This window comes from Nonomuraea antri (assembly GCF_013283785.1).
GTDB lineage: Bacteria > Actinomycetota > Actinomycetes > Streptosporangiales > Streptosporangiaceae > Nonomuraea > Nonomuraea antri.
Genome location: NZ_JABCPZ010000033.1, coordinates 39,725 through 65,975, shown reverse-complemented (window position 1 = coordinate 65,975; position 26,251 = coordinate 39,725). Strand labels below are relative to the sequence as shown.

The 26,251-nt window shown below is 69.3% G+C and carries 31 protein-coding genes; 23 read left to right on the top strand and 8 right to left on the bottom strand.

From position 1 onward, the window contains the following. From HII36_RS13990 to HII36_RS13920, 15 genes are all read left to right on the top strand, one after another. On the top strand, nt 1-242 hold a 242-nt coding region (locus HII36_RS13990), incomplete at its 5' end, for a hypothetical protein (protein ID WP_173523585.1). A 3-nt stretch (nt 243-245) separates the two neighbouring features. Continuing rightward, complete coding sequence (locus HII36_RS13985; RefSeq protein ID WP_173523584.1) at nt 246-623, top strand: hypothetical protein; 378 nt, start codon at nt 246-248, stop codon at nt 621-623. Nucleotides 624-712: 89 nt separating this feature from the next. Next, on the top strand, nt 713-1,978 hold the full coding sequence (locus HII36_RS13980; RefSeq protein WP_173523583.1) for a serine hydroxymethyltransferase: 1,266 nt from the start codon (nt 713-715) through the stop codon (nt 1,976-1,978). A 57-nt stretch (nt 1,979-2,035) separates the two neighbouring features. Beyond that, nucleotides 2,036-3,325, top strand: coding sequence for a glycosyltransferase family 4 protein (locus HII36_RS13975; protein WP_173523582.1), 1,290 nt, complete (start codon nt 2,036-2,038; stop codon nt 3,323-3,325). A 131-nt stretch (nt 3,326-3,456) separates the two neighbouring features. Continuing rightward, a complete protein-coding gene (locus HII36_RS13970; protein WP_173523581.1) occupies nt 3,457-3,879 on the top strand; it encodes a hypothetical protein in 423 nt (140 codons plus the stop codon). Nucleotides 3,880-3,942: 63 nt separating this feature from the next. Beyond that, nucleotides 3,943-4,158, top strand: a complete 216-nt coding sequence (locus tag HII36_RS13965; RefSeq protein ID WP_236003478.1) for an AtpZ/AtpI family protein — start codon at nt 3,943-3,945, stop codon at nt 4,156-4,158. Between the two features lie 67 nt (nt 4,159-4,225). Continuing rightward, nucleotides 4,226-5,023, top strand: a complete 798-nt coding sequence (atpB, locus tag HII36_RS13960; RefSeq protein WP_173523580.1) for a F0F1 ATP synthase subunit A — start codon at nt 4,226-4,228, stop codon at nt 5,021-5,023. A gap of 70 nt (nt 5,024-5,093) precedes the next feature. After that, the gene (atpE, locus tag HII36_RS13955) at nt 5,094-5,324 is read left to right on the top strand and encodes an ATP synthase F0 subunit C (protein ID WP_055506968.1); all 231 of its coding nucleotides are present in this window, start codon (nt 5,094-5,096) and stop codon (nt 5,322-5,324) included. A 33-nt stretch (nt 5,325-5,357) separates the two neighbouring features. Then, complete coding sequence (locus tag HII36_RS13950; RefSeq protein ID WP_173523579.1) at nt 5,358-5,909, top strand: F0F1 ATP synthase subunit B; 552 nt, start codon at nt 5,358-5,360, stop codon at nt 5,907-5,909. Next, complete coding sequence (locus HII36_RS13945; protein WP_173523578.1) at nt 5,909-6,718, top strand: F0F1 ATP synthase subunit delta; 810 nt, start codon at nt 5,909-5,911, stop codon at nt 6,716-6,718. Before HII36_RS13950 ends, HII36_RS13945 begins: the two co-directional genes overlap by 1 nt. Nucleotides 6,719-6,741: 23 nt before the next feature. After that, the gene (atpA, locus tag HII36_RS13940) at nt 6,742-8,391 is read left to right on the top strand and encodes a F0F1 ATP synthase subunit alpha (protein ID WP_173523577.1); all 1,650 of its coding nucleotides are present in this window, start codon (nt 6,742-6,744) and stop codon (nt 8,389-8,391) included. Nucleotides 8,392-8,394: 3 nt separating this feature from the next. Beyond that, nucleotides 8,395-9,297 carry a F0F1 ATP synthase subunit gamma gene (locus tag HII36_RS13935; protein WP_173523576.1) on the top strand — a complete coding sequence of 301 codons (903 nt, stop codon included), beginning with the start codon at nt 8,395-8,397 and terminating at the stop codon, nt 9,295-9,297. 1 nt (nt 9,298) lies between these two features. Next, nucleotides 9,299-10,747 carry a F0F1 ATP synthase subunit beta gene (gene atpD / locus HII36_RS13930; RefSeq protein ID WP_173523575.1) on the top strand — a complete coding sequence of 483 codons (1,449 nt, stop codon included), beginning with the start codon at nt 9,299-9,301 and terminating at the stop codon, nt 10,745-10,747. Nucleotides 10,748-10,813: 66 nt separating this feature from the next. Next, nucleotides 10,814-11,215, top strand: a complete 402-nt coding sequence (locus HII36_RS13925) for a F0F1 ATP synthase subunit epsilon (RefSeq protein WP_173523574.1) — start codon at nt 10,814-10,816, stop codon at nt 11,213-11,215. Between the two features lie 25 nt (nt 11,216-11,240). Continuing rightward, on the top strand, nt 11,241-11,621 hold the full coding sequence (locus HII36_RS13920) for a DUF2550 domain-containing protein (protein ID WP_173523573.1): 381 nt from the start codon (nt 11,241-11,243) through the stop codon (nt 11,619-11,621). A 7-nt stretch (nt 11,622-11,628) separates the two neighbouring features. Here the strand turns inward: HII36_RS13920 and HII36_RS13915 are convergent, their stop codons facing one another. Further along, complete coding sequence (locus tag HII36_RS13915) at nt 11,629-12,219, bottom strand: cob(I)yrinic acid a,c-diamide adenosyltransferase (RefSeq protein ID WP_173523572.1); 591 nt, start codon at nt 12,217-12,219, stop codon at nt 11,629-11,631. Between the two features lie 145 nt (nt 12,220-12,364). On the opposite strand from HII36_RS13915, the gene HII36_RS13910 reads away from it, so the two are divergent. The 4 genes from HII36_RS13910 to HII36_RS13895 all read left to right on the top strand — a co-directional run bounded on the left by HII36_RS13910 (nt 12,365) and on the right by HII36_RS13895 (nt 15,946). Next, on the top strand, nt 12,365-13,261 hold the full coding sequence (locus HII36_RS13910; protein WP_173523571.1) for an ABC transporter ATP-binding protein: 897 nt from the start codon (nt 12,365-12,367) through the stop codon (nt 13,259-13,261). Beyond that, on the top strand, nt 13,258-14,367 hold the full coding sequence (locus tag HII36_RS13905; RefSeq protein ID WP_173523570.1) for an ABC transporter permease: 1,110 nt from the start codon (nt 13,258-13,260) through the stop codon (nt 14,365-14,367). Before HII36_RS13910 ends, HII36_RS13905 begins: the two co-directional genes overlap by 4 nt. Nucleotides 14,368-14,373: 6 nt before the next feature. Further along, complete coding sequence (locus tag HII36_RS13900) at nt 14,374-15,546, top strand: sensor histidine kinase (protein WP_173523569.1); 1,173 nt, start codon at nt 14,374-14,376, stop codon at nt 15,544-15,546. 82 nt (nt 15,547-15,628) lie between these two features. Continuing rightward, complete coding sequence (locus tag HII36_RS13895; protein WP_173523568.1) at nt 15,629-15,946, top strand: STAS domain-containing protein; 318 nt, start codon at nt 15,629-15,631, stop codon at nt 15,944-15,946. Between the two features lie 104 nt (nt 15,947-16,050). On the opposite strand, the gene HII36_RS13890 is transcribed toward HII36_RS13895, so the two are convergent. The 4 genes from HII36_RS13890 to HII36_RS13875 all read right to left on the bottom strand — a co-directional run bounded on the left by HII36_RS13890 (nt 16,051) and on the right by HII36_RS13875 (nt 19,993). After that, the gene (locus tag HII36_RS13890) at nt 16,051-17,001 is read right to left on the bottom strand and encodes a polysaccharide deacetylase family protein (RefSeq protein ID WP_173523567.1); all 951 of its coding nucleotides are present in this window, start codon (nt 16,999-17,001) and stop codon (nt 16,051-16,053) included. Nucleotides 17,002-17,199: 198 nt separating this feature from the next. After that, nucleotides 17,200-17,742: a TetR/AcrR family transcriptional regulator gene (locus tag HII36_RS13885; RefSeq protein ID WP_236003476.1), complete on the bottom strand. Its 543-nt coding sequence runs from the start codon at nt 17,740-17,742 to the stop codon at nt 17,200-17,202. A gap of 144 nt (nt 17,743-17,886) precedes the next feature. After that, nucleotides 17,887-19,359: an aldehyde dehydrogenase family protein gene (locus tag HII36_RS13880; RefSeq protein WP_173523565.1), complete on the bottom strand. Its 1,473-nt coding sequence runs from the start codon at nt 19,357-19,359 to the stop codon at nt 17,887-17,889. A 61-nt stretch (nt 19,360-19,420) separates the two neighbouring features. Next, a complete protein-coding gene (locus HII36_RS13875) occupies nt 19,421-19,993 on the bottom strand; it encodes a GNAT family N-acetyltransferase (protein WP_217369495.1) in 573 nt (190 codons plus the stop codon). A gap of 102 nt (nt 19,994-20,095) precedes the next feature. Between HII36_RS13875 and HII36_RS13870 the strand changes: the two genes are divergently transcribed. Further along, the gene (locus HII36_RS13870) at nt 20,096-20,917 is read left to right on the top strand and encodes an alpha/beta hydrolase (RefSeq protein WP_173523563.1); all 822 of its coding nucleotides are present in this window, start codon (nt 20,096-20,098) and stop codon (nt 20,915-20,917) included. A 146-nt stretch (nt 20,918-21,063) separates the two neighbouring features. Here the strand turns inward: HII36_RS13870 and nucS are convergent, their stop codons facing one another. Continuing rightward, complete coding sequence (nucS, locus tag HII36_RS13865) at nt 21,064-21,726, bottom strand: endonuclease NucS (protein WP_173523562.1); 663 nt, start codon at nt 21,724-21,726, stop codon at nt 21,064-21,066. A 36-nt stretch (nt 21,727-21,762) separates the two neighbouring features. On the opposite strand from nucS, the gene HII36_RS13860 reads away from it, so the two are divergent. From HII36_RS13860 to HII36_RS13850, 3 genes are read left to right on the top strand one after another with little or no spacing between them, the layout of a single operon-like run. Continuing rightward, complete coding sequence (locus tag HII36_RS13860; protein WP_173523561.1) at nt 21,763-23,202, top strand: 3-hydroxyacyl-CoA dehydrogenase family protein; 1,440 nt, start codon at nt 21,763-21,765, stop codon at nt 23,200-23,202. Further along, nucleotides 23,199-23,489, top strand: a complete 291-nt coding sequence (locus HII36_RS13855) for an ATP/GTP-binding protein (protein WP_173523560.1) — start codon at nt 23,199-23,201, stop codon at nt 23,487-23,489. The genes HII36_RS13860 and HII36_RS13855 overlap by 4 nt, the downstream gene beginning before the upstream one ends. Before the next feature lie 16 nt (nt 23,490-23,505). After that, nucleotides 23,506-24,210, top strand: a complete 705-nt coding sequence (locus HII36_RS13850; RefSeq protein WP_173523559.1) for an alpha/beta hydrolase — start codon at nt 23,506-23,508, stop codon at nt 24,208-24,210. 156 nt (nt 24,211-24,366) lie between these two features. On the opposite strand, the gene HII36_RS13845 is transcribed toward HII36_RS13850, so the two are convergent. Together HII36_RS13845 and HII36_RS13840 are read right to left on the bottom strand one after the other, a co-directional pair. Then, nucleotides 24,367-25,491, bottom strand: a complete 1,125-nt coding sequence (locus tag HII36_RS13845; protein ID WP_217369494.1) for a sensor histidine kinase — start codon at nt 25,489-25,491, stop codon at nt 24,367-24,369. 28 nt (nt 25,492-25,519) lie between these two features. After that, entirely contained in the window at nt 25,520-26,173 is a 654-nt protein-coding gene (locus HII36_RS13840) for a response regulator transcription factor (protein WP_173523557.1), read from the bottom strand. Nucleotides 26,174-26,251: the final 78 nt, after the last annotated feature.

Below are 26,251 nucleotides of genomic sequence, written 5' to 3'. Positions count from 1 at the left end.
ACACCACCTGGGCCACCGACGGCAGCGACGTCGTCTCGTTCGACGCCGCCCCGATCGACCCCGCCGAACTCAAGGCACTCATGGACAACCCCCGCGACGTCCAGCCACTCGAGATGCCCTCCGTGCAGGTCCCGCCGGGCGAGTACGGGCGCGGCGACTGGGTGCCGCAGGACATCCGCCCGGACGGCCCGCCCGGTTCGATCCACCCTGGCGACCCAGGCGTCCCCGACAGGAGCGAGTGAGCGATGAGCTACGACGACCCGCCCGCCCCGAAGCGGTTCAACGCGAACGACGACTGGCCCAAGCCGGGCGCGACGGCCGGCGCGCTGGACGACGTCACGAACAAGATGATCTTCAACCCGAGGATCGACGAGCTGGCCGACGCCTACGACGACGCCAAGCGCGAGCTGGACGTCCTGGACACCGCGCTCAACAAGACCCACAGCCTCGCCACCAGCCCCCAGACCTGGGATGCGAAGGTGGGCGACCGCTATGTGGCCGACATCAAGTCCTGGCAGAACAAGCTCGACAAATACCGCTACAACGTGCTGAGCGCGATCAGCGAGGAGTCGTATCGGCTGCCGCGCTGGATCCCGGCCACGTCAGAAACGCCCCGTATGTAACACAAGCCACCAATCACCCCTTATGTCACATCACCTCCCTCTCAAAATCATTTATGGAAAAATCGGACATCGGGTCGTACAGTGGGGAAATGGGTGGTCAGCCCTACTACGGACCGGACTTCGGCCTGCTCCAGCGGCAGGACCCCGAACTGGCCCAGGTGCTGCTCGACGAGCTCGACCGGATCCGCGGCGGTATCCAGCTCATCGCCGGCGAGAACTTCACCTCGCCCGCGGTCCTGGCCGCCCTGGGTTCCACGCTGACGAACAAGTACGCCGAGGGCTACCCCGGCCGCCGCTACTACGGCGGCTGCGAGGTGGTGGACCGGGCCGAACTGCTGGCCGTCCAGCGGGCGCGGGAGCTGTTCGGCGCCGAGCACGCCAACGTCCAGCCGCACTCGGGCGCCTCGGCGAACCTGGCCGCCTACGCCGCGCTGCTGCAGCCCGACGACACCATGCTGGCCATGGCGCTGCCGCACGGCGGGCACCTCACGCACGGCTCGAAGGTGAACTTCTCAGGAAGATGGTTCGACGTCGTCTCCTACGGCGTGCGTCGAGACAGCGAACTGATCGACTACGACGAGGTCAGGGATCTGGCGCTGCGGCACCAGCCGAAGGTCATCGTCTGCGGGGCCACGGCCTACCCGCGGCTGATCGACTACGCGGCCTTCCGCGGCATCGCCGACGAGGTGGGCGCGTGGCTGCTGGCCGACGTGGCGCATCCGGCCGGGCTGATGGCGGGCCGGGCGATCCCCTCGGCGGTGCCGTACGCCGACGTCGTCACGCTGACCACGCACAAGGCGCTGCGCGGCCCGCGCGGCGGCGCGATCCTGTGCACCGCCGAGCTGGCCAGGAAGATCGACCGGGCGGTGTTCCCGTTCGTGCAGGGCGGGCCGCTGATGCACGCGATCGCGGCCAAGGCGGTCGCGTTCGGCGAGGCGATGCGGCCGGAGTTCGCCGACTACGCCAGGCGCGTGGTCGCGAACGCCCAGGCCCTGACGGACGCGCTGGCCGACGAGGGCATGCGGCCGGTCTCCGGCGGCACGGACACGCACCTGGCCCTGATCGACCTGCGTGGCGCGGGCGTGTCGGGCGCCGAGGCGGAGTCGCGGTGCGCGGCGGCGGGGATCACGCTGAACCGCAACGTCATCCCGTACGATCCCGAGCCGCCCGCGGTGACGTCCGGGATGCGGGTCGGCACGCCCTGCGCCACCACGCAGGGGATGGGGCTCCAGGAACTCAAGGAGGTCGGGAGCCTGGTCGCGCGAGCCGTGCGCCATCCGGGCGCGGCGGCCGAGATCAGGGAAAGGGTTGCGGCGCTTCTCGCCATCCATCAGCCATATCTGAGCGAATTTTAAGCTGGTCTGTGTCGTTTTCCGGTCACAGCTGGCCGGAGCATCCGGGAAACTAGGTCCGTGCGCGAATACCTGTTCATGGCGCTCATAGCAGCGGCGGTGACATACCTGCTGGTCCCGCTGGTGCGCCGCTTCGCCATCCGTATCGGCGCCATGCCCGAGGTCCGCGATCGCGACGTGCACACCACTCCCACGCCCAGACTGGGCGGGCTGGCGATGTACGGCGGTCTGGTCGCGGGGCTGCTGGTGGCCGGCGAGCTGGCCAACACCGGGGTGGCGCTGAGCGAGGCCGACGGCCATCCGGTGGTGGCGCTGATCGTGGCCGGCGGCCTCATCACGCTCACCGGCTTCCTCGACGACTGGTGGGGCATGGACGCCTTCATCAAGCTCGCGGGGCAGATCGCGGCGGCCGGGGTGCTGGTGGCCTTCGACCTGAGACTGGTCTACATCCCGCTGCCGAAAGACTGGGGCGGCTCCACCAGCCTCGACTACACGCTCAGCACGATCATCACGATCATGGTCGTGGTCGTCACGATCAACGCGGTCAACTTCGTCGACGGGCTCGACGGCCTGGCCGCGGGCATCGTCTGCATCGCCGGCATGGCCACCTGGGCCTATTCGATCTTCCTTTCGCAGAGCATCAGCGGCGACCGCATCACCACCACGGCGGCCATCGCGGCCATTCTCATCGGCACCTGCCTGGGGTTCCTGCCGCACAACTTCCATCCGGCCAAGATCTTCATGGGCGACACCGGGGCGATGCTCATCGGTCTCGTGCTGGCCTCCTCGATCGTCACGGTCACCCCGCTCGACCCGGCCGTGATCGAGGACATGAACAAGGTGCCGGTGCTGCTGCCGCTGATGGTCCCCGCGGCGGTGCTGGTGCTGCCGCTGGTCGACCTGATCACCGCGGTCGTGCGGCGCACCTCCTACGGCATGTCGCCGTTCGCGCCCGACCGCGGTCACCTGCACCACCGGCTGCTCGACATCGGCCACTCGCACCGGCGTTCTGTGCTGATCATGTACGCGTGGGCGTTCCTGTTCGCCTTCGGCATCGTGGCGATGTCCACGGTCGGCGTGCCCGTGCTGATGTTCCCGCTGGTCATCGTCCTCGCGCTGGCCGTGCTCGTGCTGATGGCGGCGCCGCGCTGGCGGGGCAAGGGCGGCGCGCACGCGGCGCCGCGCAGCAAGCAGCCCGACGACGACGGCCCGCCCACCGGGCCTATGCCGCCCATCACACCCGAGACCGAGATCCGGCGGCGGATGCCGCCCACGGACGGCCCCTCGTCGCAGGAACGTGCGACAGCAGAGGGCAATCCGGTCATTCCGGTCTTTCCGGGCAGATCATGATCGCTAACTAGAAACGGCAGGTAAAAGCGGTCATCCGTGAGCTTGTGATATCTTTCACGAGCAGGGACCTTCAGATGCACCGGCTCTGGAGGTAGCAAACGCTCGCTTGATAACTCACTGATGGAGCACCGATGCAGGCCAACGACGTGCGCGTACTCAAAAGCGCCGCGATTCCGACCTTCTCGGTCGGGCTGGTCGCCGTGGTCGTGGCGTTCGTGCTCGCGGGCGGCAAGGGAGCGATCGGCGCGACGATCGGCACCCTGCTCGTCGGTGTTTTCTTCAGCATCAGCGTGGTAGCGGTCTCCTATGCGTCGCGAGTCTCCCCGCAGATGATGGCGATCGCCGCGATGGTGAGCTATCTCGTCAAGGTCGTCGTCATCATGATCGTGCTCGCCACCTTCGGCGACACCACGCTGTGGAATCCGCGGGCGTTCGCCTGGTCGGTCGTGGTATGCACCATCGTCTGGACGGCCTTCGAGGTTCGCGCCTTCGTCAAAACCAAAATGTTGTACGTCGACCCCGACGCCAAGGTCCCCGGACAGGGTGACTCATGACTGGTAAAAGGGCGGGGTCCGATATGACTAGTCCTCTACTCGCCTGCTATCGTCGGGGCCGCGATGAGCGAACAGGAACGCCGACCGGAACAAGACGGTCGCGACTTCGCCGACGCCATGTGGTCGATCCCCAGCTATCTGCTCGCCGGGATGGCGGTCTACGGCGGCATCGGGTGGTTGCTGGACCGGTGGCTCGACATGTCCGCGTTCTTCCCCATAGGCATCGTGCTGGGGCTGGTTCTCGCCGGCTACCTGGCCTACCGGAAGTTCGGTCGCTAGCCCCACGCAGCGATCACTTCGCTGAGGAAATCCTTGTGATCCACTACGACGTTGAAGGGAACGCCGCGTGACTGCGCTGACGGTCCTAGCTCCTCCGGGCGATGAGTTCAGGGCGCCCACGCCTGCCGAGCTGTTCGAGCTGCCGCCCATCATTCCCGGGGTCGCCTGGTTCACCAAGCCGGTGCTGCTCGCCGCGCTCAGCGTGATCCTCGTGGTCGGCCTGTGCTGGGCCGCCTTCGCCAATCCCAAGGTCGTGCCGCGGGGCGTGCAGAACGTCATGGAGTACGGCTACATGTTCGTCCGCGACCAGGTGGCCCGCCCGTTCCTGGGCAAGGACGCCGACAGGTGGATGGGCCTGCTCGTCAGCCTGTTCTTCCTCGTGCTGGTCTGGAACATCATGGGCGTCATTCCGCTCGCCCAGTTCCCCGTCGCCTCGCACATCGCCTTCCCGGCGGTGCTCGCGGTCATCATCTACGTCCTGAAGATCTACCTGGGCGTGAAGCACCAGGGCGGCTGGGGCTACTTCAAGAACATGATGTTCCCCCCCGGGCTGCCGAAGTTCATCTACTTCCTGCTGGCGCCGATCGAGTTCCTGTCGAACCTGATCATCGCGCCGTTCACGCACGCCGTCCGACTCTTCGCGAACATGTTCGCCGGTCACATGCTGTTGGCGTTCTTCAGCATGGTGGGCTTCTGGTTCCTGTTCGAGAAGCTGACGCCCCTGGGTGTCGGGGTGGGCGTGATCGGCGTGGTCATGACCATCATCTTCACCGCGTTCGAGTTGTTCATCCAGTTCCTGCAGGCGTTCCTCTTCGCGATGCTGGCCTCCATGTACATCGGTGGCGCGCTGCACTCGGATCACTGAGAACCACATACCGGAATATCCATGACCGGTGAAAATCCGCTCACCGGCCGTCCAGTAAAGGAAAACAGCAATGAGCGTTCTCGCTGAGGTCTCCGGCAACGTCACCGCCATCGGTTACGGTCTTGCCGCCATCGGCCCCGGCATCGGCGTCGGCATCATCTTCGGTCAGGGCGTGCAGGCCATCGCGCGTCAGCCCGAGGCCTACGGCCTGATCCGCCAGAACATGCTCCTCGGCTTCGTCCTCACCGAGGCCCTGGCCCTGCTCGGTCTGGTCGCCCCGTTCATCTTCGCGCAGCTCTAAAGCCAGAAGAATCCCTGACGAAAGGCTGCACCCATGATCATGGCAGCTACGCTCCTCGCGCAGGAGGGGGGCGCCAACCCCCTCATCCCGCACGACTATGAGCTCATCGTCGGCATCTTCTCGTTCCTCGTCGTCTTCCTCGTCGTCGGCAAGATGCTCGTCCCGCGTATCCAGAAGACGCTGGCCGATCGCACCGACGCCATCGAGGGCGGCATCAAGAGGGCCGAGGAGGCCCAGGCCGAAGCGCAGAAGCTGCAGGAGCAGTACCGCGACCGGCTGGAAGAGGCCAGGCGCGACGCGGCCAGGCTGCGCGAGGAGGCTCGCGAGCAGGCCGCTCAGATCAAGGCGGAGCTCCGCGAGGAGGCGCAGGCCGAGGCCCGTCGTCTCGTCGAGGCCGCGCACGCCCAGATCGAGGCGGACCGCCAGGCGGCGTTCGCTCAGCTCCGTACGGAGATCGGTCGCCTGTCGACCGACCTGGCCGGCCGCATCGTCGGCGAGTCCCTCGAGGACGAGGCCAGGCAGAGCCGCATCGTCGACCGGTTCCTCGATGAGCTGGAGAACAGCAACGCGCAGGCGGTGCGCTGATGCGCGGTTTGAGCAGGACCTCGCTGGCAGAGGTCGAGGAGCGCTTTAACGCGGCCGCCGGTAGCGCGGACCTCGGCACGCTCTCCGACGAGCTGTTCGCCGTCGCGGATCTGCTCGACCGCGAGCACGGCCTGCGCCGGGCGGTCTCCGACCCGGCCAGGTCCCCCGAGCAGAAGGCGCAGACCATGCGCGTGCTGCTCGAAGGCAAGGTCACCGAGGCCACGCTGGCCACCGTCGAGGCCGCGGTCTCGGCCCGGTGGTCGCGCATCGGCGACCTGGCCGACGTGCTCGAACGGCTCGGTGTCGTCGCCGCTGCGGCGGAGGCCGAGAGCCAGTCCAGGCTCGACGACGTGGAGGACGAGCTCTTCCGCTTCGGACGAATCGTGTCGGCGAACTCCGACCTGCGTCGCGCGCTCGCCGACGCGGGCGCGCCCGCGGCGGGCAAGCAGCAGCTGCTGCGCGACCTGCTCGGCGACCGGGTCGCCCCGACCAGCCTGCGCCTCATCACGCAGCTGGTCGTGCACCCGCGAGGACGTAGCCTGGACGCAGGTCTGGAGGAGTTCGGGCGGCTCGTGGCCCAGCAGCGCCAGCGCCTCGTGGCGGTCGTGCGCAGCGCGGTCGAGCTGACCGACGCGCAGAAGCAGCGACTCAGCGACTGGCTGCGCGCCTCTTACGGTCGCGACGTGCACCTGAACGTCGAGGTGGACAAGCGGGTGCTCGGTGGGTTCTCGGTCCGCATCGGCGACGAGATCATCGACACCACCATTGTGGGACGAATCGAAGAAGTCCGCCGCCGGTTGGCCGGCTAGGCGAATAGGGAGACAGAGTAGAGATGGCGGAGCTTACGATCCGGCCGGACGAGATCCGGGACGCGCTTGAGCGCTTCGTCCAGGCGTACGAACCGGAAGGCGCCGCGCGCGAGGAGATCGGGACCGTCGTCGACGCCGGCGACGGCATTGCCCATGTCTCCGGCCTTCCCTCGGCGATGGCGAACGAGCTGCTCGAGTTCGAGGACGGCACGCGCGGCCTGGCACTGAACCTCGACCCCCGGGAAATCGGTGTCGTGGTCCTGGGCGACTTCAGCAAGATCGAGGAGGGCCAGACGGTCCGCAGGACGGGCGAGGTCCTGTCCGTGCCCGTCGGCGACAACTTCCTCGGCCGCGTGGTCGACCCCCTGGGCAACCCGCTCGACGGCAAGGGCGCCATCGAGTCCGAGGGCCTGCGCGCCCTCGAACTGCAGGCCCCCTCGGTCGTCCAGAGGCAGCCGGTGAAGCAGCCGCTGCAGACCGGCATCAAGGCGATCGACGCCATGACGCCGATCGGCCGTGGCCAGCGCCAGCTGATCATCGGTGACCGTGGCACCGGCAAGACCGCGATCGCCGTGGACACCATTCTCAACCAGCGCGACAACTGGCTCTCGGGTGACCCCGAGAAGCAGGTGCGCTGCGTGTACGTGGCCGTCGGCCAGAAGGGCTCCACGATCGCCCAGGTGCGTTCGCGTCTCGAAGAGGCCGGCGCGCTGGAGTACACCACGATCGTCGCCGCCCCGGCGTCCGACCCGGCCGGTTACAAGTACATCGCCCCCTACACCGGTTCCGCCATCGGGCAGCACTGGATGTACCAGGGCAAGCACGTCCTGATCATCTTCGACGACCTCACCAAGCAGGCCGACGCCTACCGCGCCGTCTCGCTGCTGCTTCGCCGCCCGCCGGGCCGCGAGGCGTTCCCCGGTGACGTCTTCTACCTCCACTCGCGTCTGCTGGAGCGCTGCGCCAAGCTCTCCAACGACATGGGCGGCGGCTCGATGACCGGCCTGCCGATCATCGAGACCAAGGGCAACGACGTGTCGGCGTTCATCCCGACCAACGTCATCTCCATCACCGACGGCCAGTGCTTCCTGGAGACCGACTACTTCAACGCCGGTATCCGCCCCGCCATCAACGTCGGTATCTCGGTCTCGCGAGTCGGTGGCTCCGCGCAGGTCAAGGCCATGCGCAAGGTGGCCGGCACGCTGCGTCTGTCGCTGTCGCAGTACCGCGACCTGGAGGCCTTCGCGGCCTTCGCCTCCGACCTGGACGCGGCCTCCCGCGCCCAGCTCGACCGCGGCCAGCGCCTGACCGAGCTGCTCATCCAGCCGCAGTACTCGCCGCTCTCGGTCGAGAAGCAGGTCGTCTCGGTCTGGGCCGGCACCACCGGTGAGCTGGACGACGTGCCCGTCGAGGACGTGCGCCGCTTCGAGGGTGAGTTCCACGACTACCTGCAGAGCGGCCACAAGGGCATCTTCGACAGCATCCGTGAGACCAACGAGCTGTCCGACGACACGGTGACCGCGCTCAAGGACGCCATCACGGAGTTCAAGAAGGGCTTCACCACCTCCTCGGGCGAGCTGCTGGTCAAGGACGAGCCGGTCGCGCCGCTCGGCGCGGACGAGGTCGGCCAGGAGAAGATCAAGAAGGTCGTCCGTCCGGCGGCGGAGCAGTAGCCGATGGGTGCCCAGCTAAGGCTGCTGCGGCGGCGGATCAAGTCGGTCAAGTCGACCGCCAAGATCACGCGCGCCCAGGAGCTCATCGCCAGCTCGCGGATCGTGCGGGCGCAGCAGCGGATGCAGGCGGCGCTGCCGTACGAGCGTGAGATCACTCGCGCCGTCACCGGCGTCGTCAGCAACGCGGCCAGCGTCGACCATCCGCTGACCGTGGCGAAGGAGAACCCCGCCAAGGCGGGCGTCCTCATCGTCACCAGCGACAGCGGCTTCTGCGGTGGCTTCAACGCCAACGTCCTGCGCGAGGCCGAGGCCCTGCGCGGGCTGCTGGAGAGCCGCGGCATGTCCGTGGTGCCGTTCGTCACCGGGCGCAAGGGTGTCACCTGGCACTCCTTCCGCCAGCGGCAGATGGGCGGCCAGTGGGTCGGCTTCTCCAGGAAGCCGGCCTACGCCGACGCCAAGGAGATCGCCGCGACGCTGATCGAGTCGTTCAAGGACGAGAACGGGATCGACGAGATCCACGTCGTCTCGACCGAGTTCGTCTCGATGCTCACGCAGAACGTCGTGGTCAAGCGCATCCTGCCGCTCGAGATCGAGGAGACCGAGGCGAGCGAGCGGGAGGCGATCCCGCCGTACTTCGAGTTCGAGCCCACCGCGGGCGACGTGCTCGAGTCGCTGCTGCCGCGCTACGTGGAGTCCCGCATCTTCACCGCGCTGCTGCAGTCGGCCGCTTCCGAGGAGGCCGCGCGGCGCCGCGCCATGAAGTCCGCCACGGACAACGCCAACGAGCTGATCCGCGTGTTCACCATGCAGATGAACCAGGCTCGCCAGGCCGAGATCACCCAGGAAATCAGCGAGATCGTCGGTGGCGCCAACGCGCTCGCTGACGCCGCAGCGGGGAAAGAGTGAAATGACTGCAGAGGCTGTTGAGACTGTTGAGACCCCGTCGGCCGGCACCGGCCGCGTGGCTCGCGTCACAGGGCCCGTCGTCGACGTGGAGTTCCCCGTCGAGGCGATGCCCGACATCTACAACGCGCTCACCATCGAGGTCACCCTCGGCGGCGAGACCAAGATCCTGACCGCGGAGGTCGCCCAGCACCTGGGTGACAACCTCGTCCGGGCCATCTCCATGCAGCCCACCGACGGCGTGGTCCGCGGCTCGGCCGTGACCGACACCGGCGCGCCGATCTCGGTGCCCGTCGGCGACGTCGTCAAGGGTCACGTGTGGAACACGCTCGGCCAGTCCCTGGACGTGCCGACCGCCTCCCTGAAGATCAACGAGCGGTGGGGCATCCACCGTCCGTCGCCGCCGTTCGACCAGCTCGAGTCGCGTACCGAGATGCTCGTCACGGGCATCAAGGTCATCGACCTGCTGACGCCGTACGTGCAGGGTGGCAAGATCGGCCTGTTCGGTGGCGCCGGCGTGGGCAAGACGGTTCTCATCCAGGAGATGATCCGTCGAGTCGCCCGCAACTTCGGTGGTACCTCGGTGTTCGCCGGCGTCGGCGAGCGCACCCGTGAGGGCAACGACCTCTGGCTGGAGATGGAGGAGGCGGACGTCCTCAAGGACACCGCGCTCGTCTTCGGCCAGATGGACGAGCCGCCGGGCACCCGTCTGCGGGTCGCGCTGTCCGCGCTGACCATGGCGGAGTACTTCCGCGACGTGCAGAAGCAGGACGTGCTTCTGTTCATCGACAACATCTTCCGCTTCACGCAGGCCGGTTCCGAGGTCTCCACGCTGCTCGGCCGTATGCCGTCGGCCGTGGGTTACCAGCCGACGCTGGCCGACGAGATGGGTGTGCTCCAGGAGCGCATCACCTCGACGCGTGGTCACTCGATCACCTCCATGCAGGCGATCTACGTCCCCGCCGACGACATCACCGACCCGGCCCCGCACAACGCGTTCGCGCACCTCGACGCGCAGACCGTGCTCTCGCGGCCGATCTCGGAGAAGGGCATCTACCCGGCGGTCGACCCGCTCGACTCCTCCTCCCGCATCCTCGACCCGCAGATCGTGGGCGAGGAGCACTACCGGGTGGCCCAGGAGACCAAGCGGATCCTGCAGAAGTACCGCGAGCTCCAGGACATCATCGCGATCCTCGGTATCGACGAGCTGTCCGAAGAGGACAAGGTCACCGTTCAGCGCGCCCGTCGCATCGAGCGGTTCCTGTCGCACCCGATGTACGCCGCCGAGGCGTTCACCGGCCAGCCGGGCGAGAACGTGCCGCTGGACGAGACCATCGCCTCCTTCAAGGGCCTCTGCGCGGGTGAGTACGACCACCTGCCCGAGCAGGCGTTCTTCATGGTCGGTGGCATCGAGCAGGCCGTGGCGAAGGCCAAGGAACTCGAGCGTCGGTAAATCGCCTCACGGTAGTGGTACGGCCGCGCGCCGTGCCACTACCTGATCGGAAAGGAACCTACACAAGTGGCGAAGCTACGCGTAGGGGTTGTCTCACCCGAGCGTGAGATCTGGTCGGGCGAAGCCGACATGGTGATTGCCAAGACCGTGGACGGCGAGATCGGTATTATGCCGCAACACGCACCTGTGCTCGGCGTCCTCGTCGAGGGCGGCGTGCTGCGGGTGAAGCGGGACGGCGAGCCTGAGCTGGTCGCCGCGGTGCACGGTGGGTTCATCTCCGTCGCGGACGACGAGGTCTCTGTGCTGGCCGAGGCCGCGGAACTCGGGTCGGAGGTCGACGTCGCGGCGGCTCGCGACGCTCTCGACCGGGCCCAGGCGTCGATCGATGCCAACCAGGAAGACGCCGACGCGGCGGTCGAGGCCAAGCGTGCTCGGGCCCGGCTGCGCGCGGCCGGCGAAGAGGTATAACTATTCAACGAGCCTAGGGGGCGGCATGGTGGCAACGGTATCGGTTTTCGTGTTGCTGCTTGCCGCCCTGGTGGTTCTGCGCGGGGTCACGCTGGCCCGTTCGCGCGGGAGCGTACCCTGCCGCCTCCGGATGGGCGACCACGGATGGCAGAGCGGGGTAGCCAGGTACGCCGACGGTGAGCTCCACTGGATTCCCCTGATGGGCATCCGTCTCAAGCCGCGCCACGCGATCGCGAGGCGCGGCTTGATCGTTTCTTCCCGCCGTGAGATCGACGGCGGCCTCTACGCGGTCGACTGCAGCGGCAGCACGCGTGACATCTCACTGGCGATGAGCGCCGACGCGCTGACCGGGTTCCTGGCCTGGCTGGAGTCGGCCCCGCCGAGCGCGTATCTCGACGTCGCCTGAGCCGCCGCTACCTGGTGCCGCCTGGCTTCCACAGGATCTCGTTCCCGTCGTGGGCCACCCGGCAGGCGATGAACAGCAGGTCGGAGAGCCGGTTCAGATAGCGCGCGGTGAGCGGGTTCATGTCGTCGTTCACTTCGAGCGCCGCCCACGTGGTGCGTTCCGCCCTCCTGGCCGTGACCCTGGCCAGGTGCAGCTCGGCCGTGGCCGGGTCGCCGCCGGGCAGGATGAAGCTGCGTAGCGGCTTGAGATCGGCGTTGAGCCTGTCGCACTGCTCTTCCAGCCGGTCGATGTAGCTCTGCTCGACCCGCAGCGGCGGGAACTCCGGGTTCTCCACGACCGGGGTGGCCAGGTCCGCGCCCAGGTCGAACAGCTCGTTCTGGACCCGTACCAGGAGTGCGGCCAGGTCGGCGGAGAGCGTGCCGTGCGCCAGGGCCAGGCCCAGGTGCGCGTTGGCCTCCTCGACGTCGGCGTAGGCGGCCAGGCGCAGGTCGGTCTTGGGCACCCGGCTCATGTCCACCAGCGCGGTGGTGCCGTCGTCGCCGCCGCGGGTGTAGATCCGGGAGAGGACGACCGGTTTGTCCTTGTCTGCACGCGTCATGAAGCCAAGGATCGCACGCCGGGTGCGGCACATGACAAATGTCATCCGGATCGGACGCAGGGTCCACATGGGTCGGGTGATTTATCCGACTACCAGGCAGAACGTCATTCGCGCCACTATGGGGCATGACGAAGGAGATGACCTGATGCTCGAGATCGGCGAACTGCGCAAGCGCTTCGCGGGCGGCCCGGACGCCCCGGGCGGCAAAGTCGCGCTGGACGGGATCGGCTTCGCCGTACGGCCGGGCGAGATGTTCGGGTTCGTCGGCGCCAACGGGGCCGGGAAGACGACCACGATGCGCATCGTCATGGGCGTGCTGCAGGCCGACTCCGGCACGGTGAGCTGGCAGGGCAAGCCGCTCGACCACGTCGCCCGCCGGCGCTTCGGCTACATGCCGGAAGAGCGCGGGCTGTACCAGAAGATGCGCGCGGCGGAGCAGATCGAGTACTTCGGCCGGCTGCACGGGCTCGGCCCGGCCGCCGCCAAGAAGGCCACCGACGAGCTGCTGGAGCGGCTCGGGCTGACCGAGCGCAGGAACGACGCGGTGCAGGCGTTGTCGCTGGGCAACCAGCAGCGGGTGCAGCTCGCCGTGGCCCTGGTGCACGACCCCGAGGTGCTGGTGCTGGACGAGCCGTTCTCCGGCCTCGACCCCATCGCCGTGGACGCGCTGGCCACCGCGCTGCAGGAACGCTGCAGGGGCGGCGTGCCGGTGATCTTCTCCAGCCACCAGCTCGACCTGGTCGAGCGGCTGTGCGACTCGGTCGGCATCGTCTCCGCAGGCCGCATGGTCGCCACCGGCACGGTCGCCGACCTGCGCGCGGCCGAGGGCAACACGCTGCGCGTGGTCGTCCGGGACGCCGCTGTGGGCTGGGCCGACGGGCTCGACGGCACCGTCACCGTCCAGGGGGACAGGCACGTGCTGCGCGTCGTCGGCGGCGACGACCAGGAGATCCTGCGCCGCGCCATGAAGGCGGGACACGTCGAGCACTTCGGCACCGAGCAGCCGTCACTCACCGAGATCTTCAAGGAGGCCGTGGCGTGAACGGGCTGATGCTGGTCGCCAGGCGTGAGTTCACCACGCACATCCGTACCCGGGCGTTCGCCATCGGCCTGCTCATCACCATCGTGCTGGTGGCCGCCGCGTCGTTCGCGCCCAAGATCTTCAACAAGCCGGACGAGTACCGGCTCGGCACCGTCAACAGCCAGCAGCTGCCGATCCAGGCCGCCGCGCCGGAGGCCAAGGTCGAGTGGCGCACGTTCCCCGACGAGGCCGCGGCCAAGGAGGCCGTGCTCGCCGGTGACGTGGACGCCGTCATCGTCGGCGGCGCCAAGGTGATCAGCGACGGTGAGGTCGACTCCGAGCTCGCCGTGCTCATCCAGAGCACGAACAGGGAGATGAAGCTCGGCGCGGCCGGGGTGAACGTCCCGCCGCTGCAGATGGAGTCGGTCGGCGCCGACACGCGTTACCAGGCCGCGCGCACCGGCATCGCGGTCGCGCTGGTGATCGTGCTGTTCATACTGCTCATCCAGCAGATGACGATGGTCGGCATGGGCGTGGTCGAGGAGAAGGGCAGCCGGATCGTGGAGATCCTGCTGGCCTCCATCAAGCCCTGGCAACTGCTCGGCGGCAAGATCGTCGGCCTGGGCGCGCTCGGCATGGTCAACCTCCTGGCGATCCTGGCGGCCGGGCTCGGCGCCGCGTTCGCCTCCGGGCTGGCCGCGGACTTCCCGCCCGGCATGACGGGCGTGGTCGTCGGCGTGCTGATCTGGTTCGTGCTCGGCTACGCGTTCTTCGCCACGCTGGCCGCCGCGCTCGCCTCGCTGGTCTCGCGCCAGGAGGAGGTCGGCAACGTGATGTCGCCGCTGACCATGCTCATGATGGTGACGTACTTCGTGGCCTTCTACGCCGCGTCCGAGCCGACCAGCGTGCTGGCCGTGGTCATGTCGTACGTGCCGCCGTTCTCGTCGATGATCATGCCGGTGCGCATGGCAGCGACCGAGGTGCCGCTGTGGCAGGTCGGCGCGTCGGCCGCGCTGATGCTGCTGGCCGTGGCCGGGGTGCTGTCGATCGGCGCGAAGATCTACCAGCGGGCCGTGCTCAGGACCGGGGCCAGGGTCAAGCTCGGCGACGTGCTGCGGGCCAAGTAGTCGCACATGGATCCGATCAAGCGGGCCGGTCGGCTGACCCGGGTGATGTTCAACTCCGTCCTGGCCATCCTGTGGCTCTTCATCATCATGATGAGTCTCGTCGGGCTGGGTGAGGGGAAGCTCCCGGTCTGGCGTTTCGTGCCCGCTCTGATCGCCGCGATCGTCTTCTCCTGGCTCTACGTCCGGATGGTCAACGCCTTCGTCGAGCGCAGGGACGCCATCAGGGATACGGTGGCGGCGGGCGTCCTGGCCGTGCTCGGGTCGCTCATCGGCAGCGGCGAGCCGATGGGCTGGGGCTTCATGCTGGTGGCCTGGTCGGCGGTGGCCGGGATCGGGCGCTCGCGGTGCGTTGGGGCGGCCCTGTGCGTGGGCGTGTTCCTCGCGGGCACCGCACTGTCCTGGTTCAGCCTGGCCACCGGTCAATCCGTGATGAGCGAGGTGCGGATGGGGGACTCGGGGACCACCCTGGTGTCCTTCACCCTGGTCTACGCGCTGTGGGCGGCGACCCTGCTGCCGGCCAACCGGCTGTGGGCGTGGATCTGGACCATGGCCGTCGAGGCGCACGAGGGCCGCGAGGCGCACACGCGGCTGGCGCTGGCGGAGGAGCGGCTGCGCTTCGCCCGCGACCTGCACGACCTGGTCGGGCACCAGCTGTCGGCCATCGCGGTGAAGACCCAGCTCGCGGTGCGGCTGGCCGACGCCGACGCCGGCGCGGCCAAGTCCGAGATGGCCGAGGTGAACGCGCTGACCAGGAAGGCGCTGCGCGAGCTGCGCGAGGCCGTGCGCGGCTACCGCGAGCTCGACCTGACCGCCGAGCTGCACAGCATCAAGGGGGTGCTGGAGGCGGCGGGCGTGCGCTGCGAGGTGCGCCTGCCCTACCGCGACCTGCCCGCCGGCGTCGCTCCCGTCTTCGCCTACGTGGTGCGCGAGGCGGCCACGAACGTGCTCAAGCACAGCACCGCGTCGTTCTGTGAGATCACCCTCCGCTTCACCGACCAGGAGGCCGAGCTGCTGGTACGCAACGACGGCGTGTCACGGCAGCAGGGGGCGGACCTGGGCAGCGGCCTGACCGGGATGGGCGAGCGGCTGGCCGCCGTGGGCGGCGAGCTCACGGCCCGTCCGACCGGTGACGGAGAGTTCTCTCTGCAGGCAGTCGTGTCTCTGCCGATACGTGGGTAGGGGGTCATATGCGCGGGGTTCGGCACGTCGGCTCCGCGTAGGGGCACGACCACGCCGAGTGCGGCGTGGCTGAGGAGGTGGCATGCGCGTTCGGGGCAATCCCAGGGCGCAGGTGGTGCGGATCGGGGCCCGGCTCGACGCCGGGACGTCCGCCGGGGTGCGCGAGCGGCTGCACAAGGCCGTCGACTCCGGCCGGGGTGACCTGATACTCGACCTCTCGAAGCTGGAGATGATCGACGCCACCGGCCTCGGAGTGCTCGTGGGCACGCATCGGCGCGCGCTCAGCGTGCAACGCCGCCTCGTACTGCGAAGTGTGCCGCCGCGGATCATGCGGGTGCTGGCGGTGACCCGGCTGAACCGGGTCCTGCACGTGGAGGTGCCCGCGGCCGCCGTGGCCTGACGCTCATATCCGGTCTTCGCGGGCTCGTTTCGGGAGGCGGGCGACGACCAGGTTCGTTTCGGGGGCGGGCGGTGAAACAGTCGCCGCCCGCCCCTGCGAAGCGTTCACGTCCTGGCGCGCAGGCGTTCCAGGGTCTGCGGGGTCTGGGCGTCCAGCCAGTCGGTGAGCTGCTCGAAGGACACGCAGCGGACCTCCGCGCGGGTGCAGACGCGGTCCATCAGGTTGGTCAGCGCCCGCATGTAGATGCCGCCGTTCCAGCTCTCGAAGTGGTTGCCGATGAACACCGGCGCCCTGTCGCCCTTCAGCGAGCGCTCCACGGCCTGGACGTAGGCCTGGGTGGTCTGGCGCTCCCAGCGCTTCCACAGGCGTCTGGGGCCCGTTCTGGCCCCGCTGTGGACGGTGTAGAAGTTGTAGTCCATGCCGAGCACGCTGCGGCCGGTGCCGGGAATGGGGATGCTCGGCAACGGGAACTGCCACAGGCCCGCCCGCTTGACCGGCCAGGCCACGTCGCCGGTGCCCGAGGCGTCGTAGCGCCAGCCGTACGACTTGAACGCGGCGAACATGGCCCGGCGATCGCCCTCCAGGCACGGCGTGCGCCCGCCCTTGACCGCGTCGCGCACCCGGAAGGGCAGGTCGGGCAGGCTCGTGTTACCCGAGTTGCGCCGCCAGTCCGCGACGAAGCGGTGGAACTGCTCGATCTCGCTGCGCCAGTCGCGGGCCGACCAGGAGGCCACGCCGTCGCCGCCGCAGAAGTGGCCGTTGAAGTGGGTGCCGATCTCGTGGCCGGCGTTCCAGGCCGCGGTCAGCTCGCGTGCCTGGTCGTCCACCCGTGAGGGCCGCTGGAAGCCGATGTCGGAGCTGCCGCGCGGCCGCCCGGGCGGCCGGTAGAGCCGGCGCTTGTCCTGCGGCAGCAGATACACCCCGGACAGGAAGAACGTGAGCGTGGCCCGGTTGCGCGCGGCCGCCTCGCGCATCGTGCGGAACCAGCCGTGCCCCACGCCGGCCCCGTCGAAGGACAGGACGACGAACTGGGGCGGACGCTGACCGGCGGCCAATGCGCACGCGCCGTTCTCGCACCAGTCTCGCCGGTTCGCCGGCGCGGGAGCCGCCGCAGTTTTTTCTGGGAGAACCTTTGCCGGAACCTGGTTTTCCGGCGAGATGCTCCCACAGGCGGTAGTAGTTCCAAAAACAACAATGAATGCGATTATCCCCCGTCTCACCAGGTCATGTAATCACGTTCTGTAATCATCTCGTCACGACGCACCGAGGGAGCGTTCGAAGATGTGCACGCCCACCCTGATCACTTCCTCGATCTCCGGCGGCTCGTCGGCCAGGATCCATTCGATGAGCAGCTCTTGTAGCGCTCCAATTACTCCAAGTGCCACCAGGCGCAGATTCGGCTGTCCGGCCGGTGGGAAATCGGCCGACGCCTCCTCGACCAGCCGGGCGAAGGAGTCGATCGCGCGCTGACGCGAGACTGTCAGGACGTCGCCCGACCTGCGGACCTCCAGATGCATGATGCGGGCCCGACGCCAGTCGGCCGTTGCGAATTCGATATAAGCGCGAATCCCTGCCTTGACTCTGCCGTCAAGGGTATTGGGCGCCTCTTGTAACGCTTTGGCCACGACCGCAAGGCTTTCCTCCACGCACCGCTCGTGCAGCGCCTGAAGGAGTTCCTCGCGTCCGCCGAAACATTCGTAGAAGGCCCGGTTGGAGATCCGCGCCTCCGAGCACAGCCTTTCGATCGTGGTCGCCGCGAAACCAGGCTTCGCGTATAGCGTGTACGCGGCCGTCATGAGCCGCTCTCGTCTGTCTGCCAGCCTTTGCTCAGCCGTCATTCCCCGGTAAGACCGGTTCACATTCCACCCGTCCAACATGATCGTGGCCCCCAGAGCACACAATTATGGACGGATGATCCGTTTTGGGAAAGAGCGCGCAGATTACCTCTTACGTCGGCCGTGCAAGAACGTGACAAGCCTGATCAGCCGCTCAAGTTCATCGGCCCCTCTGGAGAAGGATGTGAGGTTCATCCCGGGCAGTGCGAACCGCTGACGTGAGATGGCCTTGGGCCTGGCGAACTCGCGCAGGCCGTCCGCGCCGTGGATGCGGCCGAACCCGGAATCGCCCACTCCGCCGAAGGGCAGCGCGGGCACTCCGGCGAACGAGATGACCGAGTTGATCGCCGTCATTCCGGTACGCATCAGTCGGGCCAGTTCCATGGCGCGGCGGGCGTTCCTGGAGAAGATCGTCCCGGCCAGGCCGTAGGCAGAGGCGTTGGCCAGCTCCAGCGCCTCCTGGGCGTCGGTGGTGCGGCGCACCGTGATGGTCGGGCCGAACGTCTCCTCGCGCACGGCCGGCGAGTCCTCCGGCACGTCCTCGACGATCACCGGGTCGACGTACGGGGCCTTGACCGCGTCCTGGCCGCCGGTCACGACATTGCCCGACTTGACGGCGTCGTCGATGTGCCGCTGGATGACGTCGAGCTGGGCCGGCATGGTGATCGGGCCGTAGTGCTCGCCCGGCCGGACCGTGGCCACGCGTTCCTTCAGCTCCCGCATGAACGGCTCGTAGACCGCGTCGACCACGTACACGCGTTCCACGCCCACGCACGTCTGCCCGGCGTTGGACATCGCGCCCCACAGGCAGGCGTCCGCTGCGGCCTTCAGATCGGCATCGGCGTCGACGATGAACGCGTCCTTGCCGCCGCACTCGGCCACGATCGGGGTGAGGTTCTCCGCGCAGGCCGCCATCACCCGCTTGGCGGTGGCGGTCGAGCCGGTGAACGCGATCTTCTTGACCCGCGGGTCGGCGGCCAGCGCGGCGCCCGTCTCGCCGAGCCCCGTCACGGTCTGGAGGACCGGGTGCTCCGGCACCGACTCGGCGAACAGCTCCGCCAGCCGCACCCCGACGCCCGGGGTCAGCTCGCTCGGCTTGAACACCACCGCGTTGCCCGCGGCCAGCGCGTACGCGATGGAGCCCATGGGCGTGAAGACCGGGTAGTTCCACGGGCCGATGACGCCCACGACGCCCAGCGGCAGGTACTCGAGCGTGGCGGCCAGGTTCATGCCGATCATGCCGGTGGACACGCGGCGGCGGCCCAGCACCTTCTCCGCGTGGCGTGCCGCCCAGTCGATGTGCGTGACGGCCAGCACGATCTCCAGCACGGCGTCGCCGGTCGGCTTGCCCGTCTCGCGGTGTACGAGGTCGGCCAGCTCGCGCAGGTTCTGGGTGACGACGGCCTTGTAGTCGAGCAGCCTGCGGCGACGCTCGGCCGGGGCGAGGGCGGCCCACCAGGCGGCGGCCTCCTCGGCGCGGCCGACGGCCTGGCGGACGGTGTCCTGGGAGTGCTTGGGGTGACTGCCGACCACTTCGCCGGTGGCCGGATTGAGTGAGTCGAAGGTCAGGGTGGTCATGGGCGTCACGATAGACGGGTAAGCCCTCGCTTACTAGCCTGCCTCGCGTGATGGCGGGCGCTCAGGCCGGCGGCCGCAGCATCCCCCACACGTCGGGCCCGTCGTGCAGGGCGAACCGCTCTGTCACGACGAAGCCGTACTTCTCGTAGAAGGGCAGGTTCGACTCCTTGCTGTTCTCCAGATACGCCGGCGAGCGCTCGGCGTCGCACCTGGCCAGCCCGGCGGCCAGCAGCGCACCGCCGACCCCGCTGCCCCGCCGCTCCGGCAAGGCGCCGATCTGCGCCAGATACCAGTACGGGAACGCCGGCTTGTACCGCTCGAACGTCTCCTCCAGCAGCATGCCCCTCGACAACCGGTCGCCCATGGCCTCGGCCAGGCCGGGGATGGCGGCGTCGTAGTCGCCGTGATGCCCGGGCGGGTCCCACAGCGCGGCCCCGGCGATGCCGCCGTCCTCGTCGAGTGCGACGTCGGCGAAGGCGTGCACGTGCCGGGTGAGGGTGGCGAACATGAGCGGCCGCCCCTTCCCGTCCGGCAGCAGCCAGCCGACCACCGGGTCGTCGTGGAAGGCCCGGGCGAGCACGTCCCCGACGGCCTCGCCGCTGGTCGTCCTGTCCGCCGTCTCGATCTTCGTCACTGTGCCCTCCGCGGTGATTCGGACGTTTCTCGATGGGAGCATGGGGATGTCCGGATTGCGGGGAATCCGAATCCCCCTGAGCCCTCAGGAACGAGAAGCTTCATGACCTTTCCCGATGTGCGAGAACTGCGCGAGAGCGTGCAGCGGCGAGCCGCCACCAGGACTCCCGGGCCCATACTCGCCCACGTGGAAGACCTCCGCGCGCCCGGCGGAACGCCGCTGCGCCGCTACCGGCCGGCCGAGGAGCCGCGTCCGCTGGTGGTCTTCGTCCACGGCGGGGCCTTCGTCATCGGCGACCTCGACACCCATGACCGCACCTGCCGGCGCATCGCCGCCGCCTGCGACGTCGAGGTGCTGGCGGTCGACTATCGGCGCGCGCCCGAGCATCCGTACCCGGCCGCCATCGAGGACGTGGCCGCGGTGCTGCGCTGGGCGCGGCCGGCGGCGGTGGCCGGTGACAGCTCCGGCGGCTACCTGGCCACCATGGCCTGCCTGCGGCTACGGGACGCGGGGGAGCCGCTGCCCGCCCTCCAGATCCTGATCTGCCCGAACACCGACCTGACGCTCGCGCAGCCGAGCGTCGCCGAGAAGGGCACCGGCCATGGGCTGGACGCCGGCTTCCTCGCCTGGGCCGTCGAGCATTGGACGCCCGACCCGCTCGACCGCGTGCCCGCCAGCCCCCTGCACGCCTCGGACCTGCGCGGCATGCCGGAAGCGCTCATCGTGACCGCCGAACACGACGCGCTGCGCGACGAAGGCGACGCCTACGCCCGGCGGCTGGCCGAGGCGGGGGTGCGGGTGACACATCGGCAGGAACCGGGGCTGGTGCACGGGTTCATCCAGAACATGGACCTGACCTCCCCCGAGGCGGCCGCCGCCCATGAGCGGCTGTTCGAGGACATCGCGGCCCTGGCTCCTCGGTGAGGGGCGAGGTTCGCGGATGAGCGGCTGATCGCGACCTGGGCCTCTGCTGTGGCATTCCTCACAGCCTGCTGCCTTCATGTGATCAGGGCGCCGCCTGAGCTCCCGTCGCGCGAAGCCCATGCCCGGGGGATTGAAGGCATCGGGCGTCAGAAGAGCGTGGGGTTTTCCGGTTCGATGCCGCGCAGTGCCGCGTAGTCCAGGGTGACGCAGTCGATCCCGCGGTCCGTGGCCAGTACGCGGGCCTGCGGCTTGATCTCCTGGGCGGCGAAGACGCCGCGCACCGGGGACAGCAGCGGATCGCGGTTCAGCAGTTCGAGGTAGCGGGTGAGCTGCTCGACGCCGTCGATCTCGCCCCGGCGTTTGATCTCCACGGCCACGGTGGCGCCCAGGGCGTCGCGGCACAGGATGTCGACCGGGCCGATCGCCGTCATGTACTCGCGGCGGATCAGCGTGTAGCCGTCGCCCAGGGTGGTGATGTGCTCGGCGAGCAGCTCCTGCAGGTGGGCCTCGACGCCGTCCTTGATGAGGCCGGGGTCGACGCCGAGCTCGTGGCTGGAGTCGTGCAGGATCTCGGCCATGGTCAGGACCAGCTTCTCGCCGGTCTTGCCGTGGGTGACCGTCCAGGTCTCGCCGTCCTCCTTGAGCTTGCACGGCGGGTTCATCCAGTTGAGTGGCTTGAAGGCGCGGTCGTCGGCGTGGATGCTCACGCTGCCGTCCGCCTTGATCAGGACGAGCCTTGGCGCCATCGGCAGATGCGCCGTGAGCCGTCCGATGTAATCCACGCTGCATCGCGCGATGACCAGCCGCATGACCGTCCACCTTAGCGGCTCTGGAAAACTGTTCGTATGGCGTTTGAAATGGTGGGAGTGGTCGGGCTCGGCACGATGGGAGCCGGGATCGCCGAGGTTTTCGCGCGGGCCGGGCTGCGCGTGATCGGGGTCGAGGCCGACGCTGAGGCGCTGGCCAGAGGCCGTGCTCACGTTGAGCGCTCCACCGGCAGAGCGGTCGACAAGGGCAAGCTGACGCCCGCGGAGCAGGCGGAGATCCTGGGCCGCATCACGCTCACCACCTCGCGCGACGACCTGCGCGCGGCCGATCTGGTGGTCGAGGCGATCCCGGAGATCATGGATTACAAGATCTCCCTGTTTCAGGACCTCGACCGCATCTGCGGCCCGGAGACCGTGCTCGCCACGAACACCTCCTCGCTGTCCGTCACGGCCATCGCCGCCGCGACGGGGCGGCCCGGACGGGTGATCGGCATGCACTTCTTCAACCCGGCGCCGGTGATGAAGCTGGTCGAGGTGGTCGGCACCGTGGTCACCGAGCCCGGCGTGCTGTCCGGCGTCGCGGAGCTGGCCGAGCGGCTGGGCAAGACGGTCGTGGCGGTGGGCGACCGGGCGGGGTTCGTGGTGAACCGGTTGCTGCTGCCGTACCTGAATCACGCGGCGGTGCTGCTGGAGCAGGGCGTGGCCGCCCGTGACGACGTCGACGCGGCCATGAAGCTGGGCGTGGGGCTGCCGATGGGGCCGTTCGCGCTGCTCGACCTGATCGGGCTCGACACCGCGTACGAGGTGATGGGCGTCCTGTACGACGAGACGCGCGACCGCCGGCACGCGCCCGCGCCGCTGCTGCGTGAGCTGGTCACGGCGGGACTGCTCGGACGCAAATCCGGCCGGGGCTTCTATGGTGAGGACGGGCAGCGGCCTGCGCCTGTGGACTCCGCGGCGGTGTCGTTCGGCGTGGTCGGCGACGAGCTCGCGGGCCGGCTGCGGGCCGCCGGGCTGGAGCCGTCCGGCGACCCCGACGTGCTGCTGCACGAGGCCGAGCGGCCGGTGATCGAGTACGCGGCCGGGCTGAAGGACCCCGCCAAGCTGGTCGGCGTGCACCTGGTCGGCGACCGGGTGGCCGAGCTGGCCGCCACCGTGCTCACCGCCGAGCGGGCCGCGACCGGCGCGGCGGGGTTGATGCGGGCCGCCGGGCTGACGCCGGTGCCGTGCAAGGACCGGGCTGGGTTCGTGGTCGACGCGCTGCTCTACCCGTATCTGAACGACGCCGTCCGCATGCACGACGCGGGCTACGCCTCGATCGCCGACATCGACGCGGCGATGAGGCTGGGCTGCGGTTACCCGGCCGGGCCGTTCGAGATGCTGGAGACGCTGGGCCTGGCCAGGGTGCGCGACGGGCTGCGCGCGCTGTACGCCGAGTACCGCGAGCCCGCCTTCGCCCCCGCACCGCTGCTCGATCAGCTCGTCACCGCCGGCCTCGGCGCGTTCCCCCGGCCATGAGCCCGCGCCGCGCCCGACGCAGGGACGACAACCGTCCGCTCGGCTTCCCCCAGGGCATGGACAAGGTGGAGGAGTGGCCGGACGGCGACTGGCGGGTGCGTATGCTCACCGGGGCCTCCTCCACCAAGACCTACCGCTGCCCGGGCTGCGACCAGGAGATCCGGGCCGGGCAGCCGCACCTGGTGTCCTGGCCGGCCTGGGCGGGGGGAGACGAGGAACGCCGCCACTGGCATCCGGCCTGCTGGCGCAAGAGGCTCGACCGCGGCCCCGGCCGCAGCCGTTACTGAGCGAGAGGGAGCGACGTTGGAGATTCGCGCGGCGACCGTGCTGCCGGCCAGGCGAGAGCCGATCGAGCTGCACACAGGCGACGGCCTGACCCTGGTCGGTGAGCTGGCCCTGCCGCAGGACCGTCCTCCCGTGGCCACGCTGGTGACCCTGCACCCGCTGCCCACGCACGGCGGTTACATGGACAGCCACGTGTACAAGAAGGCGTCCAACCGGCTGCCGGCGCTCGCCGACCTGGCCGTGCTGCGCTTCAACACCCGCGGCACGTCCTCCGAGCGCGGCACGTCGGAGGGCACGTTCGACGGGGGCGAGGGCGAGCGGTTCGACGTGCTGGCCGCGCTGGAGTACGCCGAGTACCACGACCTGCCGAACGTGTGGGTGGTCGGCTGGTCCTTCGGCACCGAGCTGACGCTCAAGTGGGCGCACGATCCGCTGATCGAGGGCGCGATCCTGCTGTCGCCGCCGCTGCACCGGGCCACCGACGCCGACCTGGACGCCTGGGCCGCCTTCGGCCGTCCGCTGGTGGTGCTGGTGCCGGAGTTCGACGACTACCTGCGCCCGGCCGAGGCCGAGCGGCGTTTCTCCAGGGTGCCGCAGGCCGAGGTCATCGGCGTGGAGGGGGCCAAGCACCTGTGGGTGGGCGAGCCGTACGTGCGGATCGCGCTGAACGAGATCGTCAGGAAGGTGAACCCGGCGGCGTACCCGCTGCCGACGGAGGTCTGACCAACGCCGGAGGGTCGTGTGGGCGCGAAACCACTGGGCCGATGGTTTCGCGCCTTTCATCACGACGAGTACCTTCTGGAACAACTCCATTACGGTACGTGACCCCAGGACCCTACCACCGTGAGTCCGTTCGCGACACCCTTAGGGAAAACGTGCTCACCGGGGGAGTGCGACGGTGATCTCCAGCCCGCCTTCCGGCCGCGCGACGACCTCCAGCGTCCCGTGATGCGCCTGGACGACGGCCGCCACGATCGACAACCCGAGCCCGAGCCCGTCACCGACCGCCTTCCTGCCCTGTTCCATGCGTTGGAAGGGCTGCAGCAGCGTCTCGACCCGGTCGGGCGGGATCACCGGTCCGCTGTTGGCGACGGTGATCCTGGCCTGGCCGTCACGGGTGTCCGTGGTCACCGAGACCCACCCGCCTGGGACGTTGTGCCGCACCGCGTTGTCGACCAGGTTCACGACCAGGCGTTCGACCAGCGCCCGAGCGCCCGAGGCCGGTGCCGGGCGCAGCGCGGACTCGACGCGGGAATCGCTGCGCTCGCCCAGCACCTGACCGGCGATGTCGGCCAGGTCGAGCGGTTCGCGGCGGTCCAGCCCCTGCTGGCTCCTGGCCAGGACGAGCAGCGCCTCGATCAGGCGTTCCTGGTGCTGCCCAGTGGCCAGCAGGCGGTTCAGCACGTGGCGCAGCGCGGCGGCGTCGGCGTCCGGATCGGCCAGCGCGACCTCGGCCATGGCCTGCTGCAGCGTCAGCGGGGTACGCAGCTCGTGCGAGGCGTTGGCGACGAATCGCCGCTGCGCGGTGAAGGCGCGCTCCAGCCGGTCCAGGAGGTCGTCGAAGGTGTCGGCCAGTTCCTTCAGCTCGTCGTCCGGGCCGGAGGCGGCCAGTCGGCGGTCGAGCCGGTCGGCGGTGATGCGGCGGACGGTGGCGGTCATGTCGTGCAGCGGCCGCAGCACCCGTCCGGCCATCAGCCAGCCGAGCAGCATCGACGCGAACGCCATCACGACGAGCGCGATCACCGAGTTCACCAGCAGCCTGCGCATGCTCGCGGCCTGCTGTTCGGCCGGGTGGGGGGTGCCGATCGGCGGCACTGTGACGTCCGTGCCCGGCACTCCCGGCATGGCGGGGGCGGCCGGCGGGCCTGGGAAGGGCGAGTGCTCGACCAGGAAGTAGATCAGGGCGACCAGCAGCAGGCCGGCGACCAGGAACAGGCCGCTGTAGAGCAGCGTCAGCCGCAGCCTGACGGTTCTCCTGGGGCTCATGGCGGGTCTGGGGCTCATGGCGAGCATCCGGCCTGCTTCCTGCGGCTCAGATCCGGTACCCGGCCTGCGGGACCGTCTCGATCAGCGGCGGGTCGCCGAGCTTGCGGCGTAAGCGGCTGATCGTCACCTTCACCGTCTGCGTGAACGGGTCGGCGAACTCGTCCCAGCCGCGCTCCAGCAGCTGCTCGGCCGAGACCACCGCGCCCCGGGCGGACAGCAGCAGTTCGAGCACCGCGAACTCCTTGGGGCTGAGCGCGAGCCTGCGCCCGTCGCGGGTGGCGACGCGCGCGGCCGGGTCGAGCCGCAGGTCGCCGTGGACCAGCACCGGCGGCAGCGCCGGGCGGGCCCGCCTGGCCAGCGCCCTGATCCTGGCCACCAGCTCGGCGAACGCGAACGGCTTGGGCAGGTAGTCGTCCGCGCCGAGGCCCAGCCCGGTCACCCGGTCGTCGATCGTCCCCGCGGCGGTGAGCATCAGCACCCGGGCCGGGTGGCCGGTGGCGGCCAGCGTCGCGCAGACCTCGTCGCCGTGCCGTCCTGGCAGGTCGCGGTCGAGCACGACCACGTCGTAGTCGTTGACGGACGTGCGTTCGAGCGCGGCCTCGCCGTCGAGCGCCACGTCGACGGCCATGCCTTCGCGGCGCAGCCCGGCGGCGACGGTCCGGGCCAGCTCCTCGTGGTCCTCGACGATCAGCACCCTCATGATCCGCCCAGCATGCGCAGAACGGGGTTACAGCGGGGTAACCGCCGCCGTTCCCTGGCGGTAACCGGCGATCGGCTT